This is a genomic window from Oleiharenicola sp. Vm1, from assembly GCF_047777955.1.
In the GTDB taxonomy this organism is placed as follows: Bacteria; Verrucomicrobiota; Verrucomicrobiia; order Opitutales; family Opitutaceae; genus Didemnitutus.
In genome coordinates this window covers 1,187,951-1,201,049 of record NZ_CP180537.1, presented here as the reverse complement: position 1 = coordinate 1,201,049, position 13,099 = coordinate 1,187,951, and the positions used below count along the sequence as shown (strand labels likewise).

The following is a 13,099-nucleotide window of genomic DNA, read 5'->3' as shown; positions in this document are numbered from 1 at the left end:
CCGCCCGCGGCTTCGCGCGCCCGCGCCGCGCCCCGGCCGGGCCGGGCGCGAGCGGGGAGACGGCCCGCGCGGCGCGGTCCGGGGTTTTCCGTCCGATTTCACGCCGGCTTCATCACCCTTTCACACAGCGCCGGCATCCTGCGCCCATGACCAAAGACCGCCTGCTGCTCGCCGCCCTCCTCGTTCCCGCGCTGCTCCTGCTCGTGCCGCTCGTCGCGATGCGCTTCACCGCCGAGGTGAACTGGACCGGCTCCGACTTCGTTGTCGCCTACGTCGTGCTGGCCAGCGCCGGCCTGGCGCTGCGCTTCCTCCTGCGCCGCCGCCGCGATCCCGTCGGCCGGCTCGCCGCCGCGGCCGCGGTGGGCTCCACGCTCTTCATGGTCTGGGTCAACCTCGCCGTCGGCCTCGTCGGCCGGGAAAACCATCCGGCGAACGCCCTGTATCTCGGCGTGCTCGCCATCGGCGTCCTCGGCGCGCTCGCCGCGGATTTCCGCCCGCGCGGTCTCGCGCGGACCTTCCTCGCCATGGCCGGCGCGCAGCTGCTCGTGCCCGCGCTGGCGCTCTACGCCTGGGGCGTCGAGCCCGTCATCCCGGTCGCCCGCGTCTTCGGCGCGAACGGCTTCTTCGCCTTCCTCTTCGTCGCGACCGCCCTGCTCTTCCAGCGCGCCGGCGCACGCGACCCGGCCGGCGCGTCCTGACGGTCGGGGCCGCCGCCCGCGTCTGTGCCCGCGAGCGGCGCGCGCGACCCGGTGCGCCTGGCTCTGCCCGCTTTTCGGCCGGCGCGGCTCATTTTCCGCCGTGCGTGACCGGCCGGGGTTTGCTGCAATCGCGCCGTGCTCCTCGACCGCCTCCAGTCCTTCGCCCTCGCCCTGCCGCACGTGACCGTGGTCGCCCAGTGGGGCGGGCTGGTCTACAAGGTCGCGGGCAAGGTGTTCCTCGTGCTCTCGCTCGACGGCAGCGTGCTCGAGGGCGCGACGTTCAAGGTGGAGCCGGAGGAGTTCGACGCGCTCGTCGACCTCGACGGCATCGGCCAGGCGCCGTATTTCGCCAAGCGCCACTGGGTGCACGTCGCCGACTTCGCCGCGCTGCCGGAGCCGCAGCTCCGGGAACGCATCCGCCGCAGCCACGCCCTCGTCGCCGCCGGCCTGCCGAAAAAGACCCGCACCGCCCTCGGGCTCTAGCTCGCCGCGCCGCGGGCGCTAGGGCGCCAGCGGCTCGATCTGCACGGCGCGCACGGCGAACGGCGTGCCCTCGAACTGCAGGCCGATCCGTCCCGCGCGGGCGGAGCAGCCCGTCACGTGGTTCTGCTCGACGCCGTTGATCGTCACCGTGATCTCGCCGCCACGGCAGACGATGTCGGCGCGGTTCCATTCGCCGGCCGGCCGCTCCGAATCCGCGGCCGCGTGCCCGCGCGCGGCGGCGGCGCCGGCCGGACTCGTGATCGGCTCGGCGAAAGTCGCCCCCGCCATCGGCAGCAGGTCGCCGGCGCTGTGGTGCTTGGTCTGCACCTGGAAGCTCTCCGGCCACGCGCGGTCCTTCGGGCCGGTCGTGATGTGCAGCAGCACGCCGCCGTTGCCGGGCTTGTCCGTCCAGCGCCACTCGACGTGCAGGCGGTAGTCGCCGTGGACCGCCTTCGTGGCGACGAAGCCCGTGGGCTTGCCGGCGAAGCGCAGGCTGCCGTCGGCCTCGACCGTGCACACGCCGGCGAGCGATGCCGTCTGGCCGGGGGTGACGTATTCCCAGTCGGTGAGCCGGGCGGCGTCGAGCAGCGGACGCGGCTCGGCCGCTCTCCCGGTTGCCAGCGCGCCCAGCAGGAGGGCCGCGATCATCCCAGCGGTGGTCGTGCGCATGCCCGGTCGTCCCACGCCGGGGCCGGCCGGGCAAAGCAAATCCGCCGCGGAGTGCGGTTCAGGCATCGAAGAGCTGCTGCACCGTCTGCAGGGCCTCCTGTTCGTCGTCCCCCGCCGCCTCGAGATCGAGGGTTGCCCCCATCGCCGCGCACAGCGCGATCACGCTCAGCAGGCTGCGCAGGTCCGCGATCCGTTCCTCGCTCCGGATCTGCAACACGCAGCGGAAACGCTGCGCGGTCTTCACCAGCTGCACCGCCCGACGCAGATGCAGCCCCTCCGGCCACGGCACTTTCACCCGGGCTTTCTTCATGCCCCCTGAGACTCGCAACCGGCGGTTTGGTTCGCCTCGCCGGCCCCCGGATGGCCCGGCGGCGACTCAGATGCCGGTTGGTCCCGGGTCCGCCCCTTCCGTCCCGCCCGCGGCCGGCTCCCCACGCCCGCGCGGGGCCCGAAACCGGCCCACCCTCCGCGCAGACCATCCGTAAACGCGCGGCGTGGCTAGCGGGTTGAGGCGCGCCGGCTGTCGTGCAGGGAGGAACCTTTCCGCCATGCTCCCCTGCTTATCCTCCGTTTTCAGTCGTGCGCGCCGCCTGGCGTGCGTGGCGCCCGTGATCCTGTTCCCGGCATTCGCCGGTGCGCAACCCACGATCACGAAATTCCCGCTCTCGCAAACAGTCGCACTGGGCTCGACCGTCACATTCAGCGTCGAGGCCACCGGCACCGCTCCCCTGAGCTACCAATGGTATCGCGGCGCCACCCCGATCGCCGGCGCCACCTCCGCGACTTATACCCTCGCCAACGCCCAGAGCGCCGACGCGGGCATCTACGCGGTGGCCGTCACCGACGCCGGCGGCACGACGCGCACGTTCACGTCCTTCTCGGGAGGGTTCGGCGTCGGCGCCGAGCACACGCTCTATCTCAAGGCGGACGGCTCGCTCTGGGGCATGGGCGCGGATCAATACGGCCAACTGGGACAGGGTTCGACCCAATACTATCGCCTGCAACCGCTGCCCATCGCCACCAACGTCGTCGCCGCGACCGGTGGCTACCAGCACACGCTGTTCCTCAAGAGCGACGGCACGCTCTGGGCCATGGGCAACAATTACTACGGGCAACTCGGCGACGGCACCACCATCACCCGCAGCACTCCTGTGCAGGTCGCCTCCGGTGTCGCCGCCATCGCCGCCGGCGCTCAGCATAGCCTCTTTCTCAAAACCGACGGCACGTTGTGGGCCATGGGCAACAACGGCGGCCAACTGGGCGATGGCACCATGATCGCGCGCAGCACCCCGGTCCAGGTCGCCACCAGCGTCCGCGCCATCGCCGCGGGCAATGCGCACAGCCTGTTCATCAAGACCGATGGCACGCTCTGGGCCATGGGCTTGAACAACTACGGCCAGCTCGGCGACGGAACCTCGACGAGCCGACCGACTCCCGTTCAGATCGCCACCGACGTCACCGCCGTCGCCGCCGGCGCCTATCACACACTGTTCCTGAAATCCGACGGCAGCGGCTGGGCGGTCGGCAGCAACGGCAGCGGCCAGCTCGGCGACGGTGCCCCGACTTATTCGCGCCTGTCACCCGTGCAAGTCTTCGCCAGCGGCATCAGCAAGATTGCCGCGGGCTCCTTTCATTCTCTTTTCCTCAAGGCGGACGGGACACTGTGGGGCACCGGCTACAACGCCTACGGCCAACTGGGCGATCCCAGCACCGCAAACCGCTCCGTCCCCATTCAGATCGCCACTGATGTCACCGACGTCGTCGGCTCCGAATATTCCACGGTCTACCGGCGCAGCGACGCCACGCTGTGGGGCATCGGCTACAACGCCTACGGGATGTTCGGCGATGGCACGACCGCCAGCCGCACCACGCCCGGCCCGATCCTCGGGCCCTCCGACACCCCGGCCGTGCTCGTCATCAACCTGCCTCCGCTCATCACCACTCAGCCCGTCTCGGGCGAGGTCACAGCCGGCAACACCGTCTCTCTGTCGGTTGCGGTCTCCGGCACGACGCCGATGACCTTTCAGTGGTTCAAAGACGGTGTGGCCATCCCCAATGCCAAAGGCATCGGCTACACGATCTCGTCCTTTTCCATCGCGCACGCCGGCGACTATACCGTCACCGCCACCAACTCGGTCGGGTCGGCCACCAGCACTCCCGCCAGCCTCGCACTCAAGCTCCCGATCGTCACCGAACAGGTCGCCGCCGCGGGCAAGGTCGCGGCCTTTGCCGCCACCACCGGCGGCACCGGCACGATCGTCTGGCAGGTGTCCAAGGACGGCGGCGCCACCTGGACCACGCTCGGCGACGGCGACGACTACTCCGGGACCGCCGCCGCCATTCTCAAGGTCCTCCACCCGACGGCGGCGATGAACAATTATCTCTATCGCTATCAAGTGACCTCCAGCAGCGGCACGACAGTGAGCAGCACCGGTGCGTTGCTCAGCACGTTCCAATCGCCGCTCACCATGCCGTCCGGCATCGCGGCCGACACCAACGGCAACCTCTATATCACCGACGCCGCTGCCCAGACCCTGGTCAAGGTCGGCAGCGACCTCCGTCCCGTCGTGCTGGCCGGAAAGTCCGGGGAAATGGGCTCGGCCGACGGCAGCGGCAGCAACGCACGCTTCAACGAACCCGGCGGCTTCTTTCTTTCCGCCGAGGGCAAGATCGGACTCGCCGACACCTCCAACTCGACGCTGCGCGTGTTCCTCGACGGCGCGGTCACGACCCTCGCGGGCAAGGCCGGCACAAGCGGCACCGCCGACGGCGACGGCGCGGCGGCGAGCTTCCGTGAACCCACCGGGGTCTCCGCCGATCTTGCCGGCAACTACATCGTCGCCGACCAAGGGAACCACACCATCCGCACCGTGACCGCGGCCGGACACGTCGTCACCCTAGCCGGCCAGCCGGGCCTGCCCGGCACCGTCGATGCCATCGGCACCAACGCCTCTTTCAACCGGCCCTTCGCCCTCGTCACGCGCCGCGACAATCTCTGGTCCACCAATTGGGGCACCGGCAACAACGGCTACGGCACGATCTTCGTGTCAGACCAGGGCAACCACACCATCCGCACCATCCAAACCAACGGCCAAGTCAGCACCTACATCGGCTTGCCCGGCCAAGCCGGAAGCGCCAACGGCCCCCGCACCCAGGCACGGCTCAACCGCCCAAGCGGACTCGTCATGGATCCTGACGGTAATCTCTACGTCGCCGACACCGGCAATCACACCATCCGCAAGATCGATACGATGGGACAGGTCACGACCTTCGCCGGCTTGCCCGGCGTCGCCGGCCTGATGGACGGCCGCGGCCCCCAGGCGCTGTTCAACGAACCGGAGGGCCTCGGCATCAACGGGAAGACGCTCTACGTTGCCGACACCGGCAACGGCGTGATCCGACAGATCACTTCCGACGGCACGGTGACGACCCTCCGCATACTCGGCAATGTGCCGAGCATCACGATCCAGCCGGTAAACCAGACCGTGATCGCCGGCGCGGGCGCAAGTTTCTCCGTCACCGCCACGGGCGAAGGCACGCTCACCTACCAGTGGAAAAAGGATGGCGCACTGATCCCCGGCGCGACGACCTCGAGCTACTCTATCGCCTCTGTCTCCAGCACCAGCGTTGGCAACTACACCGTGTCGGTTGCCAATGCCTGGGGTTCGACGGAAAGCTCCGTCGCCACGCTCGCTTTGGGCACGCCGCCTCCTCCGTCGGGCGGAAGCGGATCCGGTGGTGCGGCTGGTGGCGGCGGCGGCGCGCCGAGCGTCGGCTTCCTCGCCGTCGCCGCATTGGCTGCCGGGTTGCGCGTGCTGCGCCGTCGCGTCTGACGCCGCATGGATACGGCCCGGGCGCAGGTTTTATCCGGGCTTTCCAAGCTTTCGCGCGATGCGGCCGCGTGAGGGCGGCCGGGCCGGGCGCTAGGCTCGCGGGTGAACCCCCGTCCGCCATGCGTCCCCTGCTCCCGTTGTTCGCGCTGCTGGCCGCGCTCGCGCCGGCGGCGGCCGGCCGCGAGCTGTTGCGCGAGCTGCTGCACCCGAGATCCGACTTGCCCGCGTTCCGCTGCCTCGTGCCGGCCGACTGGACGAGCGAGATCGACCCGAGCGGCAACCTCCAGCTCGCCAACGAGGCCCGCACCGCGACGTTCTCGCTCGGCCTCGTGCACAGCAACGACCCGCGCGCGGCGCTCGACTCCCTCGCGCGATCCATCCTCGCCGACGCCCTCGCCCCGCCGTGGGAGGCGCGCGAGCCGGCCGAGATCTCCGGCCATCGCGGCTACAAATACACCGCGCGCGTCCGTTACCAGAACGGCGTCGAGATCCACGCGGAACTGATCCTCGTCGCGGTGGGCGACGAACACATCGCCTCCTGCGCCCTCCTGCTCTCGCCGCGCCTCCGGCGCGACGACGAGCTGCTCGCCCGGCTCGTGTTCGGCAGCGTCAAGCTGCTGCCGTCGCGCTGAGGCGCGCGGCAACGAGGGCGGCGCGGGACCGCCGGCTCAGCCGAGCAGGGCGAGGGCGTTGTAGCCGTCGACGTTGGCCTGGGCGGCGAAGGCCGCGGCGGAGTCGAGCAGGAGCTGCTGGCGCGCCTCCGCGGCGCTGGCCTCGGCGGCGGCGGAACTGGCGAGCACGTCGGTCTCGCCGCTCTCGGACGAGGCGTCGAAGGCGTTCGATTCGCCGGCGGAGTCGGCTTGTTGTTCGGAGATTTCGTTCAAGGCATCCTGGATGGTCTGGGCGTCGAGGGCGCGGAGTTCGTCGGCGCGGGCCACCTCGGCCAGCTTGCTGGCGTCCGGCTGGGCGGCGGCGTCCGCCGCGGCGGCCGGGGCGGCCGCGGTGCCCTCGCGCGCGGTGAGGGAGAAGTTGCGCAAGCGCGCGGAGCCTTCGCCGTAGTTGGTCAGGCCGAGCACGCCGGAAAGCGCGCCCAGGCCGCTGCGCTGGTCGGCCGGCGTGTCGGCGCCGTCGACGTAGGTCGAGGCCGTGTCCACGCCGTCATAGACGATGCGGACGCTGTGCTGCTGCCACTTGTTCGTGTTGACCGTGTCGGTGAGGTTCGAGATCGACGTGCCGCCGATGGTGAGGTCGAGCGAGTCGAAGGCGCCGGGCAGGAACAGGTCGAAGGTGATCTCCATCGGCCCGCGGAACGCCTGCTTCGCCTGCACCGCGCCGAAACCGCCGCTGGCGTTCGGGTAGAAGGTGCCGTCGCTCACGGCAAGCGCGCCGTCGGTCGACACCCAGTTGTCGGCGGTCGAGAAATCGTCGGCAAACGACACGGACGCCGCCGACACCGGACCCGATGTCGCCCCATCCTTGGAGGCGGCGCCGGAATTCTCGCTGACCGTTGCGGCGGCGTCCGTATCGAAAAGGAGGGGACTGCCATTGAAGGGCTCGTTGAGCGCCACGAGGCTTTGCTGCAGCTGCGCGAACTCCTCGCCGTAACCCGCCTGCTGGTCGGCGCTGGCGGCGGGATCGGCCGCGAGGTCGCGCAGCTCGCCGATGCGCGTGAGGAGGTCGGTCGCCTGCTGCCAGGCCGCTTCCTGCTGCGCAGCGGCGTGGTGGTCGGCGAGCCGCTGCGACGCGGCGGAGAAACGGGCGGCCCACGCCGGCGTGTCCGCCTCGGTGTCCGCCGTCCCGCTCAGGCGTCCGAAACTGCGTTGGAGCGTGGCGGCGAAGGCGGTGCGATCGTGCGCGAGAAGCGGCGACGATCCGGAGGCGTTGATCGAGGACATGGCGGCAGGCGGGGGCGAAACGCCTCACTGTAGGGCAACGAGCCGCCGGCCGCATCCGGGCCGGCCCGCATTTGCGCCTGCGGAAAAGCGCAACCCCGCCTCCCCGGCGGCCGGCCGGTCGGCTGGTCCGCCGCCTGCTGCGGGCGCGGCATGAACGTCACCCTCGCCCCCGAGCGCCCCGACACCGCCGACGCCCGCGCGCTGATCGACGAGCTGCAGGCGCACCTGGAATCGTTCTACCCGCCGGAAAGCCGCCACGGGTTCGACGTGCAGCAGCTGATCGCGCAGCAGGTCGCGTTCTTCGTCCTGCGGGTCGACGGCGCGCCGGCCGGCTGCGGGGGCATCAAGCTCTTCCCCGACGCCATCCCGCCGTTCGGGGAGTTGAAACGCATGTATGTCCGCCCGGCGTTCCGCGGCCGGGGCCTCGGCGCGCAGCTGATCGACCGCCTCGCCGCCCACGTCCGCGCGCACGGCCTCGACCGGCTCCGGCTGGAGACCGGCATCCACCAGCAGGCGGCGATCCGCCTCTACGAACGCGCGGGGTTCCGGCGCATCCCGCCGTTCCCGCCCTACCGCGCGGACCCGTTGAGCCGCTGTTACGAACGGGTCAACGGCCCGGCGGACACCGGGAAATGACTTGCCGCCCGCCCGGGGGCTCACTGCATGGAGGACGTGTCACCCTCCCGTCCCACGCACGTCAGCGGACGCAGCATCCTTCGCCGGCAGACGATCGGTTTCTCCATCCTCGTCGCCATCATGTGGCTGGTGGAGTGGACCCGCCTCCCGCACTACCTCTTCGACGAGTCGGTCGAGTTCCTCTGGACGCGGGCACTGGTGCGCACCGGCACGGTGGTGGTGGTGTGGGCGATCGTGCACTTCTCGACCCGCCGGCTGCTCCAGCGCCTGCACGAGCTGGAGGAGTTCCTGCTCATCTGCGCCTGGTGCCGCAAGGTCGGCCACAACGACCAGTGGCTCTCGATGGAGGACTATTTCGACTCGAAGTTCGCCACCGGCACGAGCCACGGCATCTGCCCGGAGTGCGCGGCGAAGCAGCTGGCCGAGCACCGCCGCCGCACGTGCGAGGCGGTGCCGAAGGCGGACTGAGGCGGCCGGCGCCCGCGGGGCGGCGCCTCAGGCCCGGCGGTAGTGGTCCTTCACCGTGTAGCCGCGCGCCACGAGGCCGAAGATCGCCGCCGCCACGAAGGCGAAAGCCGCGAAGAAGAACATCTGGAACGCGGTCACGCCGAAGCCCGTCGTCGCGATCGCCTGGGTCACGGCGTCGTTCTTCACCGCCGCGTTGACCACGAGCACCCAGAGGTTGCCGATCGTCACCGACAGCAGCCAGAAGCTCATCAGGGCGCCCTTCATCGACTGCGGCGCCTGGCTGTAGGCGAACTCGAGGCCGGTGGCCGACACCAGCACCTCGCCCATGGTCAGGAACACATACGGCAGCACCTGCCACGTGATGGTGAACGCCGTGCCGCCGTCGAGCACCAGCTGCATCCAGCCGACGATGACCCACGACACGCCGGAGAGCGCGATGCCGAGCGTCATGCGCCGCAGCGCCGTCATCTCGTAGCCGAGGCGCTTCAGCGCGGGGAAGAGCACGAGGTTGTTCAGCGGGATGAGGAGCATGACGAGCGCGGGGTTGAGCGCCTGCATCTGGGACGACTGGAACCACGACGGCTTCGTCATCGCGTTCGCCTGCAGGACCCAGGTCGAGGCCTTCTGGTCGAAGAGCGACCAGAACGGCGTGACCAGCGCGAAGAGCACCAGCACGCGCAGCACGCCGCGCACGCCCTCGACCGCCTCGTCCGGGTGCGCGCCGCGCGCGCCTCGAGCTGCAGCCGCACGCCGATGCCGCCGCAGGCGATGATCGCCACCAGCGCGAGGCAGACGGCCTTCACGAGATTCTCGAATCCCGGCAGCCAGACGAAGGCGCCGATCGCCAGCGCCACGCCCACCGCCGCGCACGCCATGCCCGCCGCGCCCGAGCGCAGCGCCGTCGCGCACACCCGCAGGAACGAGTGCGGATCCGGCGGCGTCGGCGGCACCATGACGTATTGCTTCCGTCCCGCCCAGAGGATGACCGTCGAGACGAACATCAGCGCGCCGGGAATGCCGAACGCGACCGCCGGCCCGAGTTCCTTGAGGAAGACCGGCATCAGCAGCGAGGCGAAGAAGGACCCGAAGTTGATGATCCAGTAGAACGCGTCGAACACCACCTTGGCCCGGTGCTTGTTGGTCTGGTCGAACTGGTCGCCCACGAACGCCGACACGCACGGCTTGATGCCGCCCGAGCCCAGCGCGATCAGGAAGAGGCCGGCGTAGAAGCCGGCCCGGTTGTCCACGAACAGCGCGAGCATCCCCTGCCCCACGCAGTAGACCAGGCTGAGCCAGAAGATGACGTTGTATTTGCCCCAGAGCCGGTCGGCGATCCAGCCGCCGAGCAGCGGGAAGAAATACACGCCGATCACGAAGGTGTGGAAGACGTCCTTGGCCGCGCCGGCGCGGTCCGCCTCCGGCAGATGCGTGAGCAGCGACGAGACGAGGAACACCGTCAGGATGTTCCGCATGCCGTAGAAGCTGAAGCGCTCGCAGCCCTCGTTGCCGATGATGTAGGGGATCTGGCGCGGGATGGGGACCTTCGCCGTCTCGTTTGCCGCCGGAGCGGACGCACTCGCGGAACTCATGGGGTTTTCGCCCAAGCTGGGGAGACGCGCGCCAAAACACAAGGGACGAGTCGCCGGCGCGCGCCCGGCGCCGGCGGCCGCGGGAATTTCCTGCAACTCCGGCCGCCGGGCGCGGGTTCTGGGTCCAACTCGACGCCCATCCTCGCCGCCTTCCCGCGCCGCGAGGCCGCGTCATTGGCCTCCCCGCTCCGATGCTCTCCGACCTCCGCTTCGCCCTCCGCCAGCTCGTCCGCTACCGCTGGTTCTCCGCCGCCGTCATCGTCACCCTCGCGCTCGGCATCGGCGTCAACACCACCGTCTTCACCCTGGTGAACGCCGTGCTCTTCAAGCCCGTGCCGGTGCCCGACGGCGAGCGGCTCGCGGTCGTCACCCAGCAGTGGCCGGAGAACCGCTACAACCGCGGCCCGGTCTCGCTCGCCGAGTTCCGCGCCTACCGCGAGCAGAACCGCACCTTCGAGGGCCTCGAGGCCGTCGGCCGCGGCAGCGGCATCATCGCCGAGCCGGGCAACCCGCCCGAGCGCTACGGCCTGGGCATCGTCTCGCCGGGGATGTTCGCCCTGCTCAAGACCCCGCCGGTCCTCGGCCGCGCCTTCGCCGCCGCCGACGGCGAGGCGGGTGCGCCCGCCGTGCTCATGCTCAGCCACCAGGTCTGGCAGCAGCGCTACGCCGGCGCCACGGACGTCGTCGGCCGCACCGTGCGCCTCAACGGCCAGCCCGCCACCATCATCGGCGTCATGCCCGAGGGCTTCAAGTTCCCGGACAACGAGGAGCTCTGGACCGCCCTCACCCCCACCCCGGAACGCGAGGACCGGAAGAACCGCTCGCTGATGCTCTTCGGCCTGCGCCGGCCGGGCACCAGCATCGGCCAGGCCCAGACCGACCTCGCCGTCATCGCCGCCCGCCAGGCGAAGGAGTTCCCCGACACCAACAAGGACGTGACGCCGCGGGTGCAGACCTTCCACGACCTCTTCAACGGCGGCCCGATCAAGCTCATCTTCCTGCTCATGCTCGGCGCCGTCGGCTTCGTGCTGCTCATCGCCTGCGCCAACGTCGCCAACATGATGCTCAGCCGCGCCGTCGGGCGCGGCCGCGAGATGGCCGTCCGCGCCGCGATGGGCGCCTCGCGCCGGCAGATCATCCGCCAGCTCCTGATCGAGAGCGTGCTGCTGAGCGTGATCGGCGGCGCGCTCGGGCTCGGCCTGGCGCAGTTCGGCATCCATGCGTTCGACCTGGCGACGCAGGACGTCGGCAAGCCCTACTGGATCCTCTTCACCATGGACTGGCGCGCGTTCGCGTATTTCGCCGTCATCTCCGTCGCCAGCGGCATCGTCTTCGGCCTCGTGCCGGCGCTGCGCGCCTCGCGCGTCGACCTCAACACCGCGCTCAAGGACGGCGCCGCCGCCGGCGGCAGCGCCCGCGGCGGCAAGCTCACCGCCGCGCTGGTGGTGTTCCAGTTCGCCGCCACCGTCGTGCTCCTCGCCGGCGCCGGCCTGCTGGTGAAGAGCTTCCTCGCCGTGCAGCGCATCAATCCCTTCGTGCCCGCGCACGAGATCCTCGGCGTCCGCCTCGCGCTGCCCGACGGCAAGGGCGAGCGCTACGAGTCGCCCGAGGCGCGCAAGGCGATGCACGAACGCCTCCAGCAGCGCCTCGCCGCCGTGCCGGGCGTCGCCCAGGCCGTGCTCACCTCGGACTTCCCCGGCCTCGGCTCGCAGCAGCGCGCCGTCGAGATCGAGGGCCGGTCGACGCCCGATCCGAAGCACCCGTTCCAGGCCTCGGTCGTGTTCGCCACGCCCGACTACCTGCCCGCAATCAACCTGCCCGTCCTCGTCGGCCGCGGCCTCAACGACACCGACGGCGCCACCGGCAAGGAGGCCGCCGTCGTCACGCGCGCCTTCGCCGCGCGCTACTGGCCCGACGCCTCGCCGATCGGCCGGCGCTTCCGCCTCACCGGACTCGACGGCCGGGTCGGCCCGTGGGTGACGGTCGTCGGCGTCAGCGGCGACCTTGTCCAGCACACCCAACAGCGCGACGCCCCGCCGCTGGCCTTCCTCTCCGACCGCCAGGAGCCGTGGGCGTGGATCGGCGTCATGCTGCGCACCCCGGGCGATCCGGCCGCGCTCGTGCCCTCCGTGCGCGCCGCCATCCAGGAGCTCGATCCGGACCTACCCCTCTTCGAGGTCCGCACGCTGCACGAGGCCATCGAACACGAGAACTGGTTCCTCGCCGTCTTCGGCGCGCTGTTCCTCACCTTCGCCGTCATCGCGCTGCTCCTGGCCTCCGTCGGCATCTACGCCGTCGTCGCCCAGACCACCGCGCGCCGCACGCGCGAGATCGGCATCCGCATGGCGCTCGGCGCCACCGCCGCCGCCGTCGTGCGCCTGATGCTCGCGCGCGGCGTCCGGCAGCTCGCGCTCGGACTCGTCCTCGGCCTCGCCGGCGCGTTCGCCACCACGCGCCTGCTCGACAGCATCCTCAGCCTCGTCTCGCCCACCGATCCGGTGGTGTTCGTCTCCGTCACGGCGCTGCTGACCGCCATCGGGCTCTTCGCCTGCTGGCTGCCCGCGCGCCGCGCCGCCCGCGTGGCGCCGACCGAGGCGCTCCGCACCGAATGAAGCCCCGCGCGCGCCGGACGAAAGAAACGGCGCGCGTGTAACGACCGGCCGCTTGTGGCCGCGGGGCCGACCTGCTTGGCTGCCCGCCGTGAAAACGAAATTCCTCCTGCGCTCCGCCGCCGTCCTCGCGCTCGCCGCGATGCTGGCCGCGTTTGCCTGGAACGGCGTCGACCACCTTCCGGCTTCCCCGGCGCCGCGATGAAGACCGCGCCCTCG

General features: G+C 70.8%; 10 protein-coding genes and 1 pseudogene. 7 read left to right on the top strand and 4 right to left on the bottom strand.

The window, feature by feature from the left end; genetic code table 11:
• Positions 1 to 146: 146 nt before the first annotated feature.
• Together ACMYLB_RS06265 and ACMYLB_RS06260 are read left to right on the top strand one after the other, a co-directional pair.
• Entirely contained in the window at positions 147 to 698 is a 552-nt protein-coding gene (locus ACMYLB_RS06265) for a hypothetical protein (protein WP_415910091.1), read from the top strand.
• 135 nt (positions 699 to 833) lie between these two features.
• Positions 834 to 1,181, top strand: coding sequence for an MmcQ/YjbR family DNA-binding protein (locus tag ACMYLB_RS06260; protein ID WP_415910090.1), 348 nt, complete (start codon positions 834 to 836; stop codon positions 1,179 to 1,181).
• Between the two features lie 18 nt (positions 1,182 to 1,199).
• Here the strand turns inward: ACMYLB_RS06260 and ACMYLB_RS06255 are convergent, their stop codons facing one another.
• Together ACMYLB_RS06255 and ACMYLB_RS06250 are read right to left on the bottom strand one after the other, a co-directional pair.
• Complete coding sequence (locus ACMYLB_RS06255; protein ID WP_415910089.1) at positions 1,200 to 1,829, bottom strand: DUF1080 domain-containing protein; 630 nt, start codon at positions 1,827 to 1,829, stop codon at positions 1,200 to 1,202.
• 79 nt (positions 1,830 to 1,908) lie between these two features.
• Positions 1,909 to 2,160 carry an HPr family phosphocarrier protein gene (locus ACMYLB_RS06250; protein ID WP_415910088.1) on the bottom strand — a complete coding sequence of 84 codons (252 nt, stop codon included), beginning with the start codon at positions 2,158 to 2,160 and terminating at the stop codon, positions 1,909 to 1,911.
• A gap of 238 nt (positions 2,161 to 2,398) precedes the next feature.
• On the opposite strand from ACMYLB_RS06250, the gene ACMYLB_RS06245 reads away from it, so the two are divergent.
• Both ACMYLB_RS06245 and ACMYLB_RS06240 read left to right on the top strand, forming a co-directional pair.
• Complete coding sequence (locus ACMYLB_RS06245; protein ID WP_415910087.1) at positions 2,399 to 5,683, top strand: immunoglobulin domain-containing protein; 3,285 nt, start codon at positions 2,399 to 2,401, stop codon at positions 5,681 to 5,683.
• Between the two features lie 119 nt (positions 5,684 to 5,802).
• Positions 5,803 to 6,315, top strand: a complete 513-nt coding sequence (locus tag ACMYLB_RS06240) for a hypothetical protein (protein ID WP_415910086.1) — start codon at positions 5,803 to 5,805, stop codon at positions 6,313 to 6,315.
• A gap of 36 nt (positions 6,316 to 6,351) precedes the next feature.
• On the opposite strand, the gene ACMYLB_RS06235 is transcribed toward ACMYLB_RS06240, so the two are convergent.
• On the bottom strand, positions 6,352 to 7,578 hold the full coding sequence (locus ACMYLB_RS06235; protein ID WP_415910085.1) for a hypothetical protein: 1,227 nt from the start codon (positions 7,576 to 7,578) through the stop codon (positions 6,352 to 6,354).
• A 150-nt stretch (positions 7,579 to 7,728) separates the two neighbouring features.
• Here ACMYLB_RS06235 and ACMYLB_RS06230 point away from each other — a divergent pair, with 150 nt between their 5' ends.
• Both ACMYLB_RS06230 and ACMYLB_RS06225 read left to right on the top strand, forming a co-directional pair.
• Positions 7,729 to 8,214, top strand: coding sequence for a GNAT family N-acetyltransferase (locus tag ACMYLB_RS06230; RefSeq protein WP_415910084.1), 486 nt, complete (start codon positions 7,729 to 7,731; stop codon positions 8,212 to 8,214).
• Between the two features lie 36 nt (positions 8,215 to 8,250).
• Positions 8,251 to 8,682 carry a hypothetical protein gene (locus ACMYLB_RS06225; protein WP_415910083.1) on the top strand — a complete coding sequence of 144 codons (432 nt, stop codon included), beginning with the start codon at positions 8,251 to 8,253 and terminating at the stop codon, positions 8,680 to 8,682.
• A gap of 27 nt (positions 8,683 to 8,709) precedes the next feature.
• Here ACMYLB_RS06225 and ACMYLB_RS06220 read toward each other — a convergent pair.
• Positions 8,710 to 10,271 (bottom strand): annotated as a pseudogene (locus ACMYLB_RS06220) (oligopeptide:H+ symporter).
• Between the two features lie 191 nt (positions 10,272 to 10,462).
• Here ACMYLB_RS06220 and ACMYLB_RS06215 point away from each other — a divergent pair.
• Positions 10,463 to 12,883, top strand: a complete 2,421-nt coding sequence (locus tag ACMYLB_RS06215; RefSeq protein ID WP_415910082.1) for an ABC transporter permease — start codon at positions 10,463 to 10,465, stop codon at positions 12,881 to 12,883.
• Positions 12,884 to 13,099: the final 216 nt, after the last annotated feature.

What these genes read in the sequence shown, in the direction of transcription:
- ACMYLB_RS06265 (WP_415910091.1), top strand. Translation starts at nt 147, where the DNA reads ATGACCAAAGACCGCCTGCTGCTCGCCGCCCTCCTCGTTCCCGCGCTG.
- ACMYLB_RS06255 (WP_415910089.1), bottom strand. Translation starts at nt 1,829, where the DNA reads ATGATCGCGGCCCTCCTGCTGGGCGCGCTGGCAACCGGGAGAGCGGCC.
- ACMYLB_RS06250 (WP_415910088.1), bottom strand. Translation starts at nt 2,160, where the DNA reads ATGAAGAAAGCCCGGGTGAAAGTGCCGTGGCCGGAGGGGCTGCATCTG.
- ACMYLB_RS06245 (WP_415910087.1), top strand. Translation starts at nt 2,399, where the DNA reads ATGCTCCCCTGCTTATCCTCCGTTTTCAGTCGTGCGCGCCGCCTGGCG.
- ACMYLB_RS06240 (WP_415910086.1), top strand. Translation starts at nt 5,803, where the DNA reads ATGCGTCCCCTGCTCCCGTTGTTCGCGCTGCTGGCCGCGCTCGCGCCG.
- ACMYLB_RS06235 (WP_415910085.1), bottom strand. Translation starts at nt 7,578, where the DNA reads ATGTCCTCGATCAACGCCTCCGGATCGTCGCCGCTTCTCGCGCACGAT.
- ACMYLB_RS06230 (WP_415910084.1), top strand. Translation starts at nt 7,729, where the DNA reads ATGAACGTCACCCTCGCCCCCGAGCGCCCCGACACCGCCGACGCCCGC.
- ACMYLB_RS06215 (WP_415910082.1), top strand. Translation starts at nt 10,463, where the DNA reads ATGCTCTCCGACCTCCGCTTCGCCCTCCGCCAGCTCGTCCGCTACCGC.